Here is a 15,810-nt window from a genome sequence, read left to right on the forward strand (position 1 = left end):
AATCTATGCGAGGCAAGTCCGATGACGCTCGAACGCTTGCCGCCCGAACGCTGGCAACAGATCAAAGCATTGTTCAACGCCGCCCAAGACCGCGCGCCGCAAGAACGCACGGCCTTTTTGCGCGCTCACTGCGTGGACGATGAAGAACTCTTGCGCGAAGTAAATTCGCTGCTCGCGGCGGATGCTGCGGCGGGCGATTATTTACTGAAGCCCGCCCTCGAACTCGAAGCCCATGCACAAGCCACCGACCAGCAAACTGCCCTCATCGGTTGTCAGCTTGGCCGTTACGAAATCCGCGACCTGCTCGGCGTGGGTGGCATGGGCGAAGTCTGGCGCGCGTATGACGCCCCGCTCAACCGGTTTGTCGCGCTCAAGACCCTGCCTTTGCGTTACACGTGCGACGCTAGCCGCCTGCAACGCTTTATCCGCGAAGCCACGACAGCCTCCTCGCTCAATCACCCCAATATCATCACCATTCACGAGATCGGCCAGCTTACGACCGAGGCGGGCGAGCTGCATTTCATCGCCACCGAACTGATTGAAGGCATAACCTTGCGTCAGCGGCTCGATACCGGCGGACGCTTGCCGTGGCGTGAAGCGCTTGCAGTTGCCGTCCAAATCGCCACTGCGCTCGATGCCGCACACCGCGCGGGCATCGTGCACCGCGACATCAAACCCGAAAACGTCATGGTGCGGCCTGATGGTTTGGTCAAAGTGCTTGATTTCGGTTTGGCGAAATTGACAGCCCCTGCCACGGGCCCGCTGGTCGAAGCACAAACAGGCGCACCCGTCCCTGCCGGGCAAACGCAACCTGGTATGATTCTGGGCACCTTGCGCTATATGTCGCCCGAACAGGCGCGCGGTCACACCGTGGATGCGCACACGGATATTTTCAGCTTGGGCGCTGTGCTGTATGAATTGCTGACCGGGCAACCGCTCTTTGCGGGTGAAACCAGCGCCGATGTGATTGCCGCCATCATTCACAATGAGCCACCGCCATTGGCTGAAGTTGCACCTGACGCTCCGGCTGAACTGGAACGCATTATGTGTCAGGCACTCGCCAAAAAATCGGAGGATCGTTATCCCACCGTGCGCGTTTTGCAAGACGAGTTGCAAGTACTCAAGGGGAGCGGGGAACAGGCGAACCTGGCACCTCTTTCAACCCGCGCGAATAGTTCATCCGCCGTTATACGTTGGCGCGCGCCGCGCTTTGCGCTTTGGCAAATGGCGTTGTTACCACTGTTGGTGTTGTGCGTGGTCGGTGCGCTTTGGTGGTGGAAAAACAACCGAAGCGGACAGCTCGAAGCACCTCTGCCTAGTTCGCTCAAAATCACGGAAGTGCATAACTGGGCGAGTACGCCGGGCGAAGTTTATAGCGAAGGAAAAATTTCGCCTGATGGCAACTGGGTGGCGTTTACTTCGACCGAAGGCGGGCGCAAGAACGTTTGGTACAAGCTGTCCACAGGCGCGGGGAAAGCGCGCCCTTGTACTGACGACGAATTCAATAACGATGAGCCAATCTGGTCGCCCGACAGCAAAGAACTTGCCTTCATTTCCTGGCGCGGAGGGACTCCTGGCCTTTGGCGCATTTCGATGACAGGCGGGATGCCCGCATTACTCAAGAAGAGTTTTGACGATGGAGCAAACGCTCCGCGGTTAAAGTATTGGTCAAAAAATGGATTGATTTATTATGAGTCGAAGCAAAATCTTTTTGCCTTTGAAATTAGTTCCGGGCGCACGGAAAATCTGACTAAATTTGGCTCCGGCACAACAGACAAGGCGTATTTCAGCCCTTCACCGGATGGGCAGCGGATTGCTTATGTCGCATCCTTAGCAGAGGGACATTCAGTAATGGCTGTCGCAACCAACGGCGAGCAACCTAAACGGGTCGCCAGTCTGCCGGTCGAAATCAGAAACACAGTATGGCATCCGGATAACCAACGGATTTTTTTTAGCGCCAAGATCAACGGCGTGTTTCAAATTTTCGTAGGGGATCTGGCGGGTCATCAGCCTGTGCAACTTACTCTGGGAGAGACCGACAGCTTGGTCCTAGATGTCTCTACAGATCGTAAGAGCATCCTCTTTGGTACTTCCAAAGAAACCTCGGATTTGTGGGGAGTGAATAAAACGAAAGCACAAGAGTTCGTAGTAGCCTCAGACATCAATGTCAAGTTTTGGCCTACGGTTTCTCCTGATAGTCGAGTGATTGCTTATCAATCGGTCAGGGGGGTAACCGAGGGGGGCAAAATTATTAATGGCAGTAACATCGTCACTCAGTCGCTGGGTTCGGCCCTTCCAAATATACGCATCAACAATGGTTTCTTACCGCAATGGTCGCCGGATGGAAAGTCACTTGCCTTTATGCGCCGGTTAAATAATGCATATAACATCTGGGCAATTTCTGCGCAGGGGGGTGCTGAGCGGCAAATCACTCAGGCAGGTTGTGCGGCGATTGGGAACACCATTATGCCTGCCCATTTGTTGCAAACCAGTTACTATGCGTGGTCGCCTGACAGTAACAAGTTGGCCTATCTTGCCAGAAGGAATGGGCAGCGTAACCTTTGGTTGATCAATGCGGATGGCTCGAATGATACGCTAATTCCTACAGTAGATGACTCGAATTGGGTGATTGATTGTCCGTTATGGTCAGCGGACGGCAAGCGTATCGCTTGGTCGGCCTGGGCACAAGATAAAAAGGTGGCTGGCAAAATATCATCTGGTTTATGGGTCACGGAGTTGGAGACGAAAACAACAAAGCCGGTTTATCAAACGGATTATTCATTGCAGTTGATTGGCTGGTCGCAAGCTGAAGAGTTTTTGATTTTCTCCACGCATGAAAAGATCCTCAGTCTAACGAGACCCGCTCTGGTGACATTACACAATGTTTCAGTCGTCTCGAAAGCCGTTCACTCTATCACGACCTTGTTTTCTACTTATTTCCTAAATCTTCATTTGTCACCTGATCGCCGCACTCTGGCTTATGTTGCCCGTCAGGACGATAAAGATAACCTTTGGCTGGTGTCTGTGCAGGGCGGTAAGTCGGTACGGCTTACTACTAATCCAGACCCGCATCTTTATTTTTCCAACCTGGCCTGGGCGCAGGATAGCCAAAGCATTTATTTTGGGAAACAAGCGCGGTATAGCCAGCTTTTCCTGCTGGATGGATTCTGAAATATATTTTTTGCTGCCGGCGTGTCCGTTTTTTTCTTTTTTTACGCTTTAACCACCTGTGACGAATAAAAGTGCGTTCGGCACGGCAAAGGGTAACAGGTTCACTCTCGCGCGAGGTGTGAAGGTGGCGACCCGCCAAGCCGGAAGCGTTTCTTGAAAACCAAGTAAAAGGAGCATCAAGTGGAAGAAAAAGACACACCTAAGTCAACAGCGGATTGCGCTGGTAAGACAGATGCCGACATCGTCAAAGCGGTCATGGATGGACTGGCGGCAGCTTTTCCCGTGCACTCCATCCATAGCCCGGTCTTTAAGGATGATACGGGCAGGATCTTTCTATACATCACCTGCAAGGACGCTGCGGTCACATTGCGCGGCTTGGCCAAGTCGGCACCTGGCTTGCCAAGAGAGGCCGCAAAAACAAAGGTCACCGCGGTTGTTCAGGCGGTTAGTTGTGTAACGTCAGTAATTGCCAATGGCCTTGCAGAGATCAGAGGGCCGGGCTGCGGTGAGGGGCAAAAGAAATGCGGGGAAGCCTGCATTGGCGTTGACGAGCCTTGCCCGCCAATGGGGACGTAGAAAGCTTTTCCCTTTGTGAAGCCGCATAAAGCAGACATACGGCGGTGAGTAAGGCTCAGTGCTCTCTTTGTGTGGCTTCGCGGGGAAAATTTCAGAGCGCCAGCCGGCTTCATGTGAAGTGTATGCGTTGAGACTGACGGTTGGCTTCGAGTCGAAGTCAGTTTCATTGAATACGAGCACCGTGTCAGTTGCCCGCTTGTGAAAATGGCAAAAGAACATACTGGCAGAGAGACATTATGAACGGCGAAGAACAAAACGTGTCATCACCAACAGCAAATAAGTCACGGGATTTATCAGAGGATGAGGCTGACAAGCCACCGCCACCGCGTGACGAGGCGAGAGAGGCGAGAGAGGCTCGTCGCAAAGAGAATATAAAACGACTCAAGGAATACTACGATGAGCAATACGATAAATTGGGTATCAAGCTCGACGTAGGCTCCGATGGAATAGAACTGAAAAAAGTTCATGAAAAGACGCCTGATTTTGTCAGGGCGCAAATTCAACATGATTTTCTCCGGTTAGCGGAAGCAGCAAAGGAGCAAGAGATGCTGGAGCTAGCTCAGCAGATCAAAAGGTTTGACTGGCGGAGCCTGGGTGTTACGCCGCTTGTGCGTGATCAAGGTGATCGCACGATGACGTGTTGGGCCCATGCCACGACAGCGGCGTTTGAGAGCAGCCTGATGATTCAACGCGCCAGAGCTGAGCTAACGGCGAACGGCATTAACAAAAAAATTGCCGAGCAAGATAAAGTTTCTGGGGGCTTCAAAATCTCGTCTACCGGGGGGCAAAGCACTTTCACATTTGAACCTGCCCTGGCAGACCTCAGACGCTGGATTCAACACCGCCAAGCAGGCCAACACGAGAAAATTCAACTAGACGTAAGACGTGTCGTTAAGTTTGTCAAAGCAGCCGTCAAGTCTTCCGAGGAAGCGGCAGAGTATCACGAGAATGCCTTTAAGTATTTTTATGATCAGGGTGCTCCGCTCGAAGCCTTGATGCTTTATTCCGAAGCCGGTGAGATCACGCTGCAGTTCGAGCAAATCCCCGAAATTGAGATGAAGGAAGGTTCCGCCTTCATCAAGGCAGTAGCTTGGGATTACGTCACAAAAAATCTAACCATAGACCCGAAAAACCACTTTCCCTCAGGCTCGACTGTTCCTCCGCCTGTAGAAGAAATCAAAGTCGCTTTGCTGGAATACGGGCCGCTCGTGGTTGGGATGGCTTTGGATAGTAACAGTGAGTTTTCGAAATATAAAAAGCTGCCTCTGGAAAAAACTACAGCGCCTTCTCTCGTTTTCCCGGAGAAGGATGAGGTAGTCGAACTGGATCTGCCTGATCACGTTTTGTTATTGATTGGTTGGGATGATACGAAAAACGCCTGGATTGTGCAGAACTCCTACGGCACCGATTGGGGATATTCGTGCGACGACCCGCGCGTCGGCGAAGACGGTTTTTCCCCGACTTGTGGATATGCATACATCAGGTATGGGAGCTGCAATATCGGCAGTGTTGCTTCGTGGATAGTCGCTCCTTTGCTGACCGCAGCCCAGGAAGAGGCGATGCGCAGTTTAGCCGCTGATTCAATTGCGGCAGCCACCAGATTGGTGAAGCAATCAGCAAATGTTGTTGACCGTGTGACACCCAAATCCACTCAAGCTGCCAGCAATGTGATCCTGAAAGTCATCAAGTCAATCATTGATGTAATGAAACAAATTGTTACTAGCCTTTTGTCACAGTTCTTAAAGCCTAGGAAGTAACGTGTACTACTTGAAGATGCCTCTACTTTGTTCCTCTACTTTGTTCCTCTACGAATGCCTCCTATAGCCCGCAGATTGCTCATACCAATGATTGTCCCGTCACGGTGAGAACGGCCAAAAGGCTTATACGGGACAGCCTCGCTACTTCTTGACAGTCCGTCAAACCGGTTGCTAGACTGCCTGTCTTTTCGTCACGGTTGATCGCCGGTACGTTTTTTCCGAGCAGCAATTTGTCAGAGAGGAAAGCGGTGCGGACGCGCCTGAACCGGTGTGCGGCCTGCGCTTGTCTTAAGCATTGCCTGCCTGTATCGCCACTAAGTTTTTGAACGTTCTGTAAGGAGTGTTGTTTTCATGCCTGTTTTTAATGGAATCGAAACCCCCGCCGACGGCAAGCGGATCACCGTGCAAAACGGCCAGCTTGTCGTCCCCGATAACCCTATCATCCCCTTTATCGAAGGCGATGGCATCGGACGCGACATCTGGCGCGCCTCGGTGCGTGTGTTTGACGCCGCCGTTGAGAAAGCTTATGGCGGGCAACGCCGTGTGGCTTGGTACGAAGTTTTTGCGGGTGAAAAAGCCTTTACCAAATTCAATGAATGGCTGCCTAAAGGCACGCTGGACGCCATTCAGCATTTCGTGGTAGCGATCAAGGGGCCGTTGACGACGCCGGTGGGTGGCGGCATTCGTTCGTTGAATGTGTCGTTGCGTCAGGTGCTTGATCTGTACGCCTGTGTGCGCCCGGTGCGCTATTTCAACGGCGTGGGTGCGCCGGTCAAACATCCTGAGAAACTGGACGTGGTGATCTTCCGCGAGAACACCGAAGATGTTTATGCGGGTATCGAGTTCCAGGAAGGCTCTGACCGGGCCAGGAAGCTGATTGAGTTTCTGCGCGATTACGGCTATCAAATCAATGAGGATTCGGGCATCGGCATCAAGCCGATTTCGATCACGGCGACGAAAAACCTGGTGCGCCGCGCGATCAAATACGCCATCGCCCGTAACAAGACCGTCGTCACACTCGTGCACAAGGGCAATATCATGAAGTACACGGAAGGCGCCTTCCGTGACTGGGGCTATCAACTCGCTAAAGAAGAGTTCCGCGCGCACATCGTGACCGAGGACGAGTTGTGGAAAGACCACAACGGCAAATTGCCTGAAGGCAAAGTGTTGATTAATGACCGCATCGCCGATGCAATGTTCCAGCAGGTGTTGCTGCGTCCTGACGAGTATCAAGTGATTGCCACGCCCAATCTGAATGGCGATTACCTATCGGATGCTTGTGCGGCGCAGGTCGGCGGCTTGGGGCTCGCGCCCGGTGCGAACATCGGCGACAACGCGGCAGTGTTTGAGGCGACGCACGGCACCGCACCGAAATACGCCGATAAAGATGTGATCAATCCGGGTTCGGTGATGCTCTCAGGCGTGATGATGTTCGAGCACATGGGTTGGGACGAAGCGGCCAAACTCATCATTGACGGTATTGTCAAAACGATTGACCAGAAACGTGTCACCTACGATCTAGAACGCCAGATGGAAGGCGCGACCAAGGTCAAGACGAGTGAATTCGGCGACGCGATTATTGAGAATATGTGAATGAGGGACTAGGGGCTAGAGAGGCTAGGGGCTAGGGTGATATTTCAACTAGCCCCAAGTCCCCAGCCCCTAGCCTCTCCTCTGGAGGTTTTATGGCGAGAAAGAAAATCACCGTGGTGGGCGCAGGCAATGTGGGCGCGACGACGGCGCATTGGCTGGTTTCCAAAGAACTGGGCGATGTTGTATTGGTGGACATCATCGAAGGCATGCCGCAAGGCAAGGCGTTGGACTTGGCGCAGGCCGGGCCGGTCGAAGGTTATGACAGCCGTCTGGTCGGCACGAATGGCTTCAAAGAGACGGCCAATTCGGACGTGGTCGTGATCACGTCGGGCATTGCGCGCAAGCCGGGCATGAGCCGCGACGATTTGCTCAACACCAACGCGGGCATCGTCGCCAGCGTGACGGAAGAGATTGTCAAGCATTCGCCGAATTGCATCATCATCGTCGTCTCAAATCCGCTGGATGCAATGACGCAGGTGGCGTGGAAAAAATCGGGCTTCCCCAAAAACCGCGTGCTGGGCATGGCGGGCGTGCTCGATTCGGCGCGCATGCGCTGTTTCCTGGCTGAGGCGTTGAATGTGTCGGTCGAGAACGTGACGGCCTTTGTGCTGGGCGGGCACGGCGACACGATGGTGCCACTGCCGCGCTATTCGACCTGCGCGGGCATTCCGATCACGGAGCTGCTGCCGAAAGAAGTGGTTGAGCAGATCGTGACGCGCACGGCCAACGGCGGCGCTGAGATCGTCAGCTTGCTCAAGACCGGCTCGGCCTATTACGCGCCCTCTTCAGCGGCGGTCGAGATGGTTGAGGCGATTCTCAAAGATAAGAAAAAGATTCTGCCTTGCGCCGTGTTGCTCGAAGGCGAGTACGGCATCAACGGGTTGTTTGTTGGCGTACCGGTCAAAATCGGTTCTAATGGGATCGAAGAAATCATTCAGATCAACCTGACCACCGACGAGCGCGCGGCTTTGCAAAAATCAGCCGCGTCCGTGCAGGAACTGGTGGATAAGTTGAATCTGTAAGCAGTTTGAATTTTGCGTGAGCTGACTTAAGCGTGGCTGCCGCAACCTCGAACGCCCTTGAGGCAACGAGTTTGCGGCAGTCGCGTTTTATTGTTGGGCTGTGCCAAAGCCCAGGGGAGGAAGTACCAAGTGAGTGAAGAAGTCAAAGAACTGAGCGGTAAAGAGAAAATTCTGGCCGAACTGAAAACGCTCGAATACGAATTCACGGTCGAATTGCCACGCGCCTTGCGCACAGCAGCAGCGCTGGGCGACCTGTCGGAAAATTCCGAATACAAATATGCTCGCGAGCGGCAGGATTACGTGCGCGCGCGCATCCGCAATTTGCAACAGCAAATGGCGAAGCTCTCGAGCATTGACCTCAGCCGCTTGCCCCATGACCGCGCTTCGTATGGTTCGACCCTGGTGCTCAAAGATTTGAATCGCGGCGAAGAGGCCACCTACCGCCTGGTGACACCGGAAGAAGCCGATTACGAAAAAGGGCTGATCTCGACTGCTTCGCCGATTGGCAAAAGTCTGCTTAACAAAGAAGAGGGCGACGAGGTCAAAGTCCAAACGCCCAACGGCGTGCGCACTTTCGAGATTGTCACACTGCGCACCATTCACGATGAAGATTAGCCCTGCTGGTTTGAAAGCTGGCTTGAGATTGAAACGGAGGCCGTTTCTTTGTCCTTTCAAAAACAACATCTTTTCCAACGGTTACTGACGGTCGCCCTGTTGCTTGGGGTTTTTATGCTGAGCGCGGGGACGATTATGTTTTTGGCCTGGCGTGGCCGCACGGTTTATGTGCCGAACGTGATCGGCAAAACGGAAGCGGCGGCGGCGGAAGAATTGGAAGACGCGGGCTTGCGCTTGCAACGCAAAGGCCGTGCGCACAACGACCAGATTCCGCTGGATGCCGTTTGCGATCAATCGCCGACAGCGGGATCAGTGGTGAAAACGGGGCAGTTGGTGCGCGTCAGTCTGAGCTTGGGCGCACCGCCCGGTGAGACCAAACCGGAGAAGAAGACCGCCAGCAAAAGCGCCAGCCGTTAGCTGAGGGCTGGATTAATTCCGGGCAAGGCGGACTGCAAGAATCCGGTTTTGAGGCGTTCACTGCTTGCCGTCCACGAATTCCAACTACATCACAGACGTTTTGCATGGCAACTTCCCACTTGATCGAACTCGCGCCCTCTATCCTTTCGGCGGACTTTACCCGCTTGGGCGAGCAACTCGCCACGGTGGAGCAGGCTGGCGCGGACATTGTTCACGTGGACGTGATGGACGGGCATTTCGTCCCGAATCTGACGCTCGGCCCCGTCATCGTCGAATGGGTGCGCCGGGCGACACGGTTGCCGATTGACACCCACTTGATGATCGAAGACCCCGACAAATACATCGGGGCCTTTGCTAAGGCGGGCGCGCATATGATTTCGGTGCATCCCGAAGCGACCTATCATTTGCACCGCACGCTCAATTACATCCGGCAGGCGGGTTGTCAGGCGGGCGTTGTGCTCAATCCGGCCACGCCGCTCAGCGCCATCGAAGAGGTGCTGGGCGAACTGGATTATGTGCTGGTGATGTCGGTCAATCCGGGCTTTGGCGGGCAAAAATTCATTCCGGCGGCATTGAATAAGTTGCGCCGCTTGCGCACGCTGCTGCAGGCACGCCGCTTGCCCGTGCGTCTTGAAATTGACGGCGGCGTGACAGTTCAGAATGCCGCTGAAGTGGTGGCGGCGGGGGCTGAAATACTGGTGGCCGGCTCCGCGATTTTCGGCCAGCCTGATCCGGCGGCGGCCGTGCGTCAGTTGCGCGCGGCTGCGGAAGCGGCGACAATGCCGCCTCGCCAATTCGCTTGAGTGCTGGCTTGAAACCACTGACTTGAAACCGGCAGACGACAAATCGCTTTTCATAGGAGTTTGCGTTTATGACATCCAAACGACTTGTCCTCACAATTCTGGCGCTGACGTTTGCGCTGGCCGCTTGCGGCGGCAAAGGCAAGGTCAAGAACGAGAACGAATACAAACCGGGCCGCGATAAAGAGCTATACGAAACGGCTGAGACGAAGCTCAAAAAAGGCCGGTTTGACGAAGCGCGCTTGCTCTATAACGTCGTGATCACGACGTACCCCGACAGCGAATACTTGCCGCTCTCCAAACTTTCCATCGCCGATTCGTTTTACCTGGAAGGCGGTTCCAGCAATCTGGAGCAGGCCATCGGCGGGTACAAGGATTTCGCCCAATACTTCCCGACGCATCCGCTGACCTGCGCGGTCAAACTCAAGATCGCCCATTCGCACATGCGCCAGATGAACGCGTTCAACCGCGACTGGACACCGGCCAAGAAAGCCGAGCTGCAATTGAAAGCCACCGAAATCAGTTGCCGGAATTCGCCGCTATTGACGCAGATTCAACAAAATCTGGATGAGGTGCGGCAGTTGCTCGGTTTGCACGAGCGCGAAATCGGCAACTTTTACATGGAGAATCGCAAAGCGTATAAAGCCGCCGAGGGCCGCTTCCGCGAAATCGTCAACAACTATCCCAATTTCACCTACCGGGATGAAGCGCTTTACAAACTCGGCGTGGCCTTGATCGAACAGGAGCAGCCCGAAGAGGCGTCGCAGTATTTCACCGATTTGCTCAAAAAATTCCCGAAGAGCGAGCATGCCGCAGACGCCAGGAAATACCTGGAAAAACTCGGCAAGCCCATTCCTGAAGCTGATCCGGACGCCGTCACGCCGGAACGTCCGGGGCGCGTGGGCCGGATGAAACTGATCCTGGGCATGAACGATTTGGATATTTCCAAAGACGGCGTGCTGGTCAGCAAAGAAGGGGACACCAAAGCCGACGAAGCCGAGAAGCTGCAAAAACCGATTGAAGCCGTCGGTGGCGTCGGTTCCGTGCGCGCTTCGACCAAAGGCCCCTCGAATACACCCGCTGCGCCTGGGACTGAAGCGGCCAGCGTTGCAGAGACGGCGAAGACCAACGGGAAAGCCGCTGCCGCAACCGAGAAAACGGTGACGCCGGAAAAGAAGGTCAACGACAAGGACAACAAGGCCAAAGACGACAAAAAGAAAAAGAAGAAAGGCGTCTTGGGGATTTTCAAATAAGCCCTTTGCCCAAGTCATTTCGAACCCGTCAGCAAAGACACAAGGCGCAGGCTTTGTGTCTTTTGCTGTTTGTGGTAAAAAGCGCCAGCCGGTTTGCCGTCATCATGGGTTCCAGGCAGAGCAGACAGGTGCAAGATTCAGAAATACGGGCGACTCTTTCCGCACAAACGACACAGTTCCACTGGAAAAATATACCGCAGACGATTCGTCTGCGGATGGCTTGGGCATTGCAGGCAGAGCGGGCGCATCGCTGATTTCCCGCCTGCGTGAAGCGAAAGTTTGGGCTTGATATGAACGACGGAGGCTAACGTGGGATATAAAATTTTGCTGGCCGATGACAGCGTGACCGTGCAGAAGATCGTCACCTTGACGTTTAGCGACGAAGGCGTGGATGTCGTCCCGGTCAACAGCGGTGACGAAGCGATCAGCCGCTTGCATTACATGCATCCGGCCTTGGTGATGGCCGATGTCTCGCTGCCCGGCAAGAACGGCTATGAAATCTGTGAGTTCGTTAAGCATCATCCCGAACTTAAAAATACGCCGGTCATTTTGCTCGTGCCCGCCTTCGAGCCGTTTGACGAAGAGCGCGCCGCCCGTGTCGGCGCCGATCATCATTTGACCAAGCCTTTCCAATCCATTCGCACCCTGATTGCCACGGTCAAGAATCTGATCGAACCGCCTGCGCCAGCGGCTCTGCCACCGCTTGCCTGGCCGACCACGCAAGCCCCGGCCACTGCCGCAACCAACGGCACGCATACAGAAGCCGAACTGCTGGCCGACGCGCCGGACACCGGCGATTTGCCGCCCGCGCCGACCACCACGCCAAGCGCACCGGCAACCGTTGCGCCGCCGGTCGTCACGGTTACCGCAACGGTCAGCGAGCCGGTCAACGAGTTGCCGAAAACCGAAACCGGTTCACCGGCATTTTTCGCCTCCGTCGGCGCCGCGCCTGTGGCGGCGGCCATAGACAATGCCTCTTACGCTAACCCGCTCGAACTGGATGATGTGCTGGAGCTGGATGATGTGTTGCCGCCCGCGCCGCTCATCGTCGCCTCGCCTAGATTTGTGACGCCGGTGGTCACACCCATTGGCACGATCACCCAGGCCGTCAAACTGACTTCGGTCGAAGCCGTGACGACGACCAGCATTCCGCAAAGCGTCATTGACGACATCGCCGCGCGCGTCACCGCGCAAGTCTCGCTGCAACTCTCGGCGCAGTTTTCGCAATTCGCCACCCAGATGTTCGAGCATCTGACCACGCGGCTGGCCCAGGACATCGCACCGCGCCTCGCCAATGAAGTGCTGGCGTGTCTGAATCAGCCGTCTGTGCCAGCGCCCGTTGTGCCACGGACGGAAGTGACAGACGCGGTGCTGGATATTTAACGGTAATTCGCAGGGGGTTTTCGTTGGAAGAAACCGCCCCTGGCAGTCACGGCTTTAGTCGTTCGGCGTGGCGCCTGGACAAATATAGGACTTACGCAAAACGCGAGCGAGATTGCCACAGAGGCACAGAGACACAGAGCTTTTTTACAGTGTTGGTGGAGTTCTCTGTTTTCCTCTGTGCCTCTGTGGCAAATCTTTGCGTAAGTCCTGAAATAAATTCGTCACTACCAGGGGCGGCTTTCTTTCTGATCGGCCATTCTTCAGCGAAGGGGTGTCCGTCAAAGCTTTGCGCAGGGTTGCGCTACCCGCGCCCAGCGGTTTGTTGCTGCGCGTGCGCAAAAAGTTGACGCATACCTCAGCGAAGTCCTCGGTTGTCAGTTCACGCCCGATTAGCGATACTTACGCCCTTATTCGCATCGCTCGAAACCTCCCAGACGATTATGGAAATTCCGAAAACCTACGAACCCAAAGACTGCGAAGGCCGCTGGTATCCCGAATGGGAACAGAATCGCTACTTCACGCCCGAAACCAACCTCGACCCCAAAGCGCCCGTGTTTACGATGGTCATTCCGCCGCCCAACGTGACGGGTTATCTGCACATGGGCCATGCCCTCAATCACACGCTGCAAGACGTGCTGGCGCGTTGGCGGCGTATGTCGGGCGACCGTGTCTTGTGGCTGCCCGGCACCGACCACGCGGGCATCGCCACGCAAATGGTGGTCGAACGCCAGTTGGAAAAAGAAGGCACTTCGCGCCGCGCGCTGGGTCGCGAAAAATTCGTCGAACGCGTCTGGCAATGGAAGGCGCATTCGGGCGGCACCATTCAAAAGCAGATGCGCATCGTCGGCGATTCGGTGGATTGGATGCGCGAACGCTTCACGATGGATGACGGCCTATCGAACGCGGTCAAGGAAGTCTTTGTGCGCCTCTCTGACGAAGGGTTGATCTATCGCGGCGAATACATGGTCAACTGGTCGCCCGGTTTGCAGACAGCGATTTCCGATCTGGAAGTCGAGATGAAAGCGGTCAAAGGCCACCTCTGGCACATCGCCTATCCCATCGGCAACGCCGTGACCGAACGCGTCGAAGGTTTGGCTGAAGCTTACGCAACGGTAAATGAAGGCGAACAGAAATCCGGTTTGCTCTCGACACCCGCAGGCGATTTCATCGTCGTGGCGACGACGCGGCCCGAAACGATGCTGGGCGATACCGCGATTGCTTTCAATCCGCACGATGAGCGTTATCAAGCGGTCATTGGCAAACAGACGAGGCTGCCGCTGGTCGGACGCGAGATTCCGTTTATCCAAGACGAGATTGTCGAAAAGGAGTTCGGCACCGGCTTCGTCAAAGTCACGCCCGCGCACGATCCGAACGATTTTGCGATGGGCAAACGCCATAAACTCGAATTCATCCAGGTCATCGGCAAGGATGCCAAGATCACCGACGCCGCGCCCGCAAAGTATCGCGGCCTGACGCGCGAAGCCGCCCGCAAACAGGTCATCGCCGATCTGGAAGAACTCGGCCTGTTGCTCAAGACCGAAGACTATTCACACAACGTCGGTCATTGCCAACGCAGCGGCACCGTCGTCGAACCGCTGCTCTCGACGCAATGGTTCATGCGCATGAAGGAACTCGCCGAACCCGCCATCGCCGCCGTCCGCGAGGGCCGCACGCGCATCATCCCCGAAAGCGTCAGCAAAATTTATTTCAACTGGCTGGAGAACATTCAAGACTGGTGCATCTCGCGCCAACTTTGGTGGGGCCATCGCATTCCGGCTTGGTACACGCCCGACGGCCAGATCATCGTCGCGCGTGACGAGGCCGAAGCGCGCGAACGGTTGCAGGCGCGCGGTCTCGATCCCACCATCGCGTTAACGGAAGACGAAGACGTGCTGGACACCTGGTTCTCGTCGCAACTCTGGCCGTTCTCGACACTGGGCTGGCCGGAAAGTGATGAAGACCTGCGGCAGTATTACCCGACCTCGGTGCTGGTCACGGCCAACGATATCATCTTTTTCTGGGTGGCGCGGATGATGATGATGGGCCTGAAATTCATGGGCGAAGTGCCGTTCCGCACGGTTTACATCAACGCCCTCGTGCTCGATCCGCACGGCCAGAAGATGTCGAAGACCAAGGGCAACGTGGTTGATCCGCTCGACGTGTTCGACAAATACGGCACCGACGCCGCGCGCTTTGCGCTGACCGCTGCTTCGACCGCTGGACTGACGCTGACCTTGCAGGAATCGAAGCTCGAATCGGCGCGCAACTTCGCCAACAAGATTTGGAACGCCACGCGGTTCGTGCTGATGAATTGCGACGAAATCTTTGAGAGCGGCGAACCGGTCGAATGGGAAGCTGAACTCGCGCCGCCCGAATTGGCCGACCTCTGGATTTTGAGTCGCTTTAACCATGTTGCGCTCGACGTACACGACGCGCTGGCCGAATTTCGCTTCCACGAAGCGGCGGCGCTGCTTTATCACTTCTTCTGGGACAATTTCTGCGACTGGTACCTGGAACTGTCCAAACCGCTCGTCACGGCCAAAGAGCGCACGCCGCAAAGCACCGCAGCCAAACGCCGCATCATCTACATTCTCGAACGCAGCTTACGCCTGTTGCATCCACTCATGCCCTTCATCACCGAAGAGCTTTGGCAACGACTGCCGGGCATCAATAACCAGAAAGGCGAAACCATTTGCCTGGCCGACTTCCCGCAACACAACGCCGCGCAATTAGACGGGCGCGCCGAGCGTGAGATGGAACTGGTGATCGAACTCGTCACCAAACTGCGCAGCATCCGCGCTACGTTTCAAATTGTGCCTTCGGTACTGCTGAAAGCCCAAATCGCGCCTGCCGACGCTGCCGTTCAAGCGGTCATTGAAAAAATGACGCCCCACATCCAGCGCCTCGCACGCATCGAGGAATTGCAACTGGTCGAACAACTTGTCGCCGAAAAAGGCTGCGCACGCGCCGTCATTGCGGGTGCAGAAGTTTCGGTCCCGCTCGCCGGCTTGATTGATTTCGACAAAGAGAAAGCGCGCCTCGATAAAGAAGCAGGGAAGCTGGCGAACGAATTGGCTGGACTGGAAAAACGCTTGGGCAATGCTGATTTCATCAGCCGCGCTGCCGCTGATGTGGTTGAAACTTCGCGTGCCCGCGCCGCTGAGTTGCAAGAGCAGATCGCCAAGTTGCAGGCAATGATTGCTGCGTTGTAAGGCGGGTAAAA

At 55.4% G+C, this 15,810-nt stretch carries 11 protein-coding genes; all 11 read left to right on the top strand.

Annotated features, from left to right (window positions below; translation table 11 throughout):
• The first annotated feature begins 21 nt into the window (after positions 1-21).
• The 11 genes from HY011_04190 to HY011_04240 all read left to right on the top strand — a co-directional run bounded on the left by HY011_04190 (position 22) and on the right by HY011_04240 (position 15,799).
• A complete protein-coding gene (locus tag HY011_04190) occupies positions 22-3,171 on the top strand; it encodes a serine/threonine-protein kinase (protein MBI3422114.1) in 3,150 nt (1,049 codons plus the stop codon).
• 180 nt (positions 3,172-3,351) lie between these two features.
• On the top strand, positions 3,352-3,747 hold the full coding sequence (locus tag HY011_04195) for a hypothetical protein (GenBank protein MBI3422115.1): 396 nt from the start codon (positions 3,352-3,354) through the stop codon (positions 3,745-3,747).
• 236 nt (positions 3,748-3,983) lie between these two features.
• Positions 3,984-5,504: a C1 family peptidase gene (locus HY011_04200; protein ID MBI3422116.1), complete on the top strand. Its 1,521-nt coding sequence runs from the start codon at positions 3,984-3,986 to the stop codon at positions 5,502-5,504.
• Positions 5,505-5,855: 351 nt separating this feature from the next.
• Positions 5,856-7,097, top strand: a complete 1,242-nt coding sequence (icd, locus tag HY011_04205; protein ID MBI3422117.1) for an isocitrate dehydrogenase (NADP(+)) — start codon at positions 5,856-5,858, stop codon at positions 7,095-7,097.
• 92 nt (positions 7,098-7,189) lie between these two features.
• The gene (gene mdh / locus HY011_04210; protein MBI3422118.1) at positions 7,190-8,119 is read left to right on the top strand and encodes a malate dehydrogenase; all 930 of its coding nucleotides are present in this window, start codon (positions 7,190-7,192) and stop codon (positions 8,117-8,119) included.
• Between the two features lie 150 nt (positions 8,120-8,269).
• Positions 8,270-8,734: a transcription elongation factor GreA gene (locus tag HY011_04215; GenBank protein ID MBI3422119.1), complete on the top strand. Its 465-nt coding sequence runs from the start codon at positions 8,270-8,272 to the stop codon at positions 8,732-8,734.
• 48 nt (positions 8,735-8,782) lie between these two features.
• Positions 8,783-9,151: a PASTA domain-containing protein gene (locus tag HY011_04220; GenBank protein MBI3422120.1), complete on the top strand. Its 369-nt coding sequence runs from the start codon at positions 8,783-8,785 to the stop codon at positions 9,149-9,151.
• A gap of 104 nt (positions 9,152-9,255) precedes the next feature.
• Entirely contained in the window at positions 9,256-9,954 is a 699-nt protein-coding gene (locus HY011_04225; GenBank protein ID MBI3422121.1) for a ribulose-phosphate 3-epimerase, read from the top strand.
• Between the two features lie 68 nt (positions 9,955-10,022).
• Positions 10,023-11,204, top strand: coding sequence for an outer membrane protein assembly factor BamD (gene bamD / locus HY011_04230; GenBank protein ID MBI3422122.1), 1,182 nt, complete (start codon positions 10,023-10,025; stop codon positions 11,202-11,204).
• Between the two features lie 309 nt (positions 11,205-11,513).
• Positions 11,514-12,587, top strand: a complete 1,074-nt coding sequence (locus HY011_04235) for a response regulator (protein ID MBI3422123.1) — start codon at positions 11,514-11,516, stop codon at positions 12,585-12,587.
• Between the two features lie 440 nt (positions 12,588-13,027).
• Positions 13,028-15,799, top strand: a complete 2,772-nt coding sequence (locus tag HY011_04240) for a valine--tRNA ligase (protein ID MBI3422124.1) — start codon at positions 13,028-13,030, stop codon at positions 15,797-15,799.
• The last annotated feature ends 11 nt before the right edge of the window (positions 15,800-15,810 follow it).

This window comes from Acidobacteriota bacterium (assembly GCA_016196035.1).
GTDB lineage: Bacteria > Acidobacteriota > Blastocatellia > RBC074 > RBC074 > JACPYM01.

What these genes read in the sequence shown, in the direction of transcription:
- HY011_04190 (MBI3422114.1), top strand. Translation starts at nt 22, where the DNA reads ATGACGCTCGAACGCTTGCCGCCCGAACGCTGGCAACAGATCAAAGCA.
- HY011_04200 (MBI3422116.1), top strand. Translation starts at nt 3,984, where the DNA reads ATGAACGGCGAAGAACAAAACGTGTCATCACCAACAGCAAATAAGTCA.
- icd (MBI3422117.1), top strand. Translation starts at nt 5,856, where the DNA reads ATGCCTGTTTTTAATGGAATCGAAACCCCCGCCGACGGCAAGCGGATC.
- mdh (MBI3422118.1), top strand. Translation starts at nt 7,190, where the DNA reads ATGGCGAGAAAGAAAATCACCGTGGTGGGCGCAGGCAATGTGGGCGCG.
- HY011_04225 (MBI3422121.1), top strand. Translation starts at nt 9,256, where the DNA reads ATGGCAACTTCCCACTTGATCGAACTCGCGCCCTCTATCCTTTCGGCG.
- bamD (MBI3422122.1), top strand. Translation starts at nt 10,023, where the DNA reads ATGACATCCAAACGACTTGTCCTCACAATTCTGGCGCTGACGTTTGCG.
- HY011_04240 (MBI3422124.1), top strand. Translation starts at nt 13,028, where the DNA reads ATGGAAATTCCGAAAACCTACGAACCCAAAGACTGCGAAGGCCGCTGG.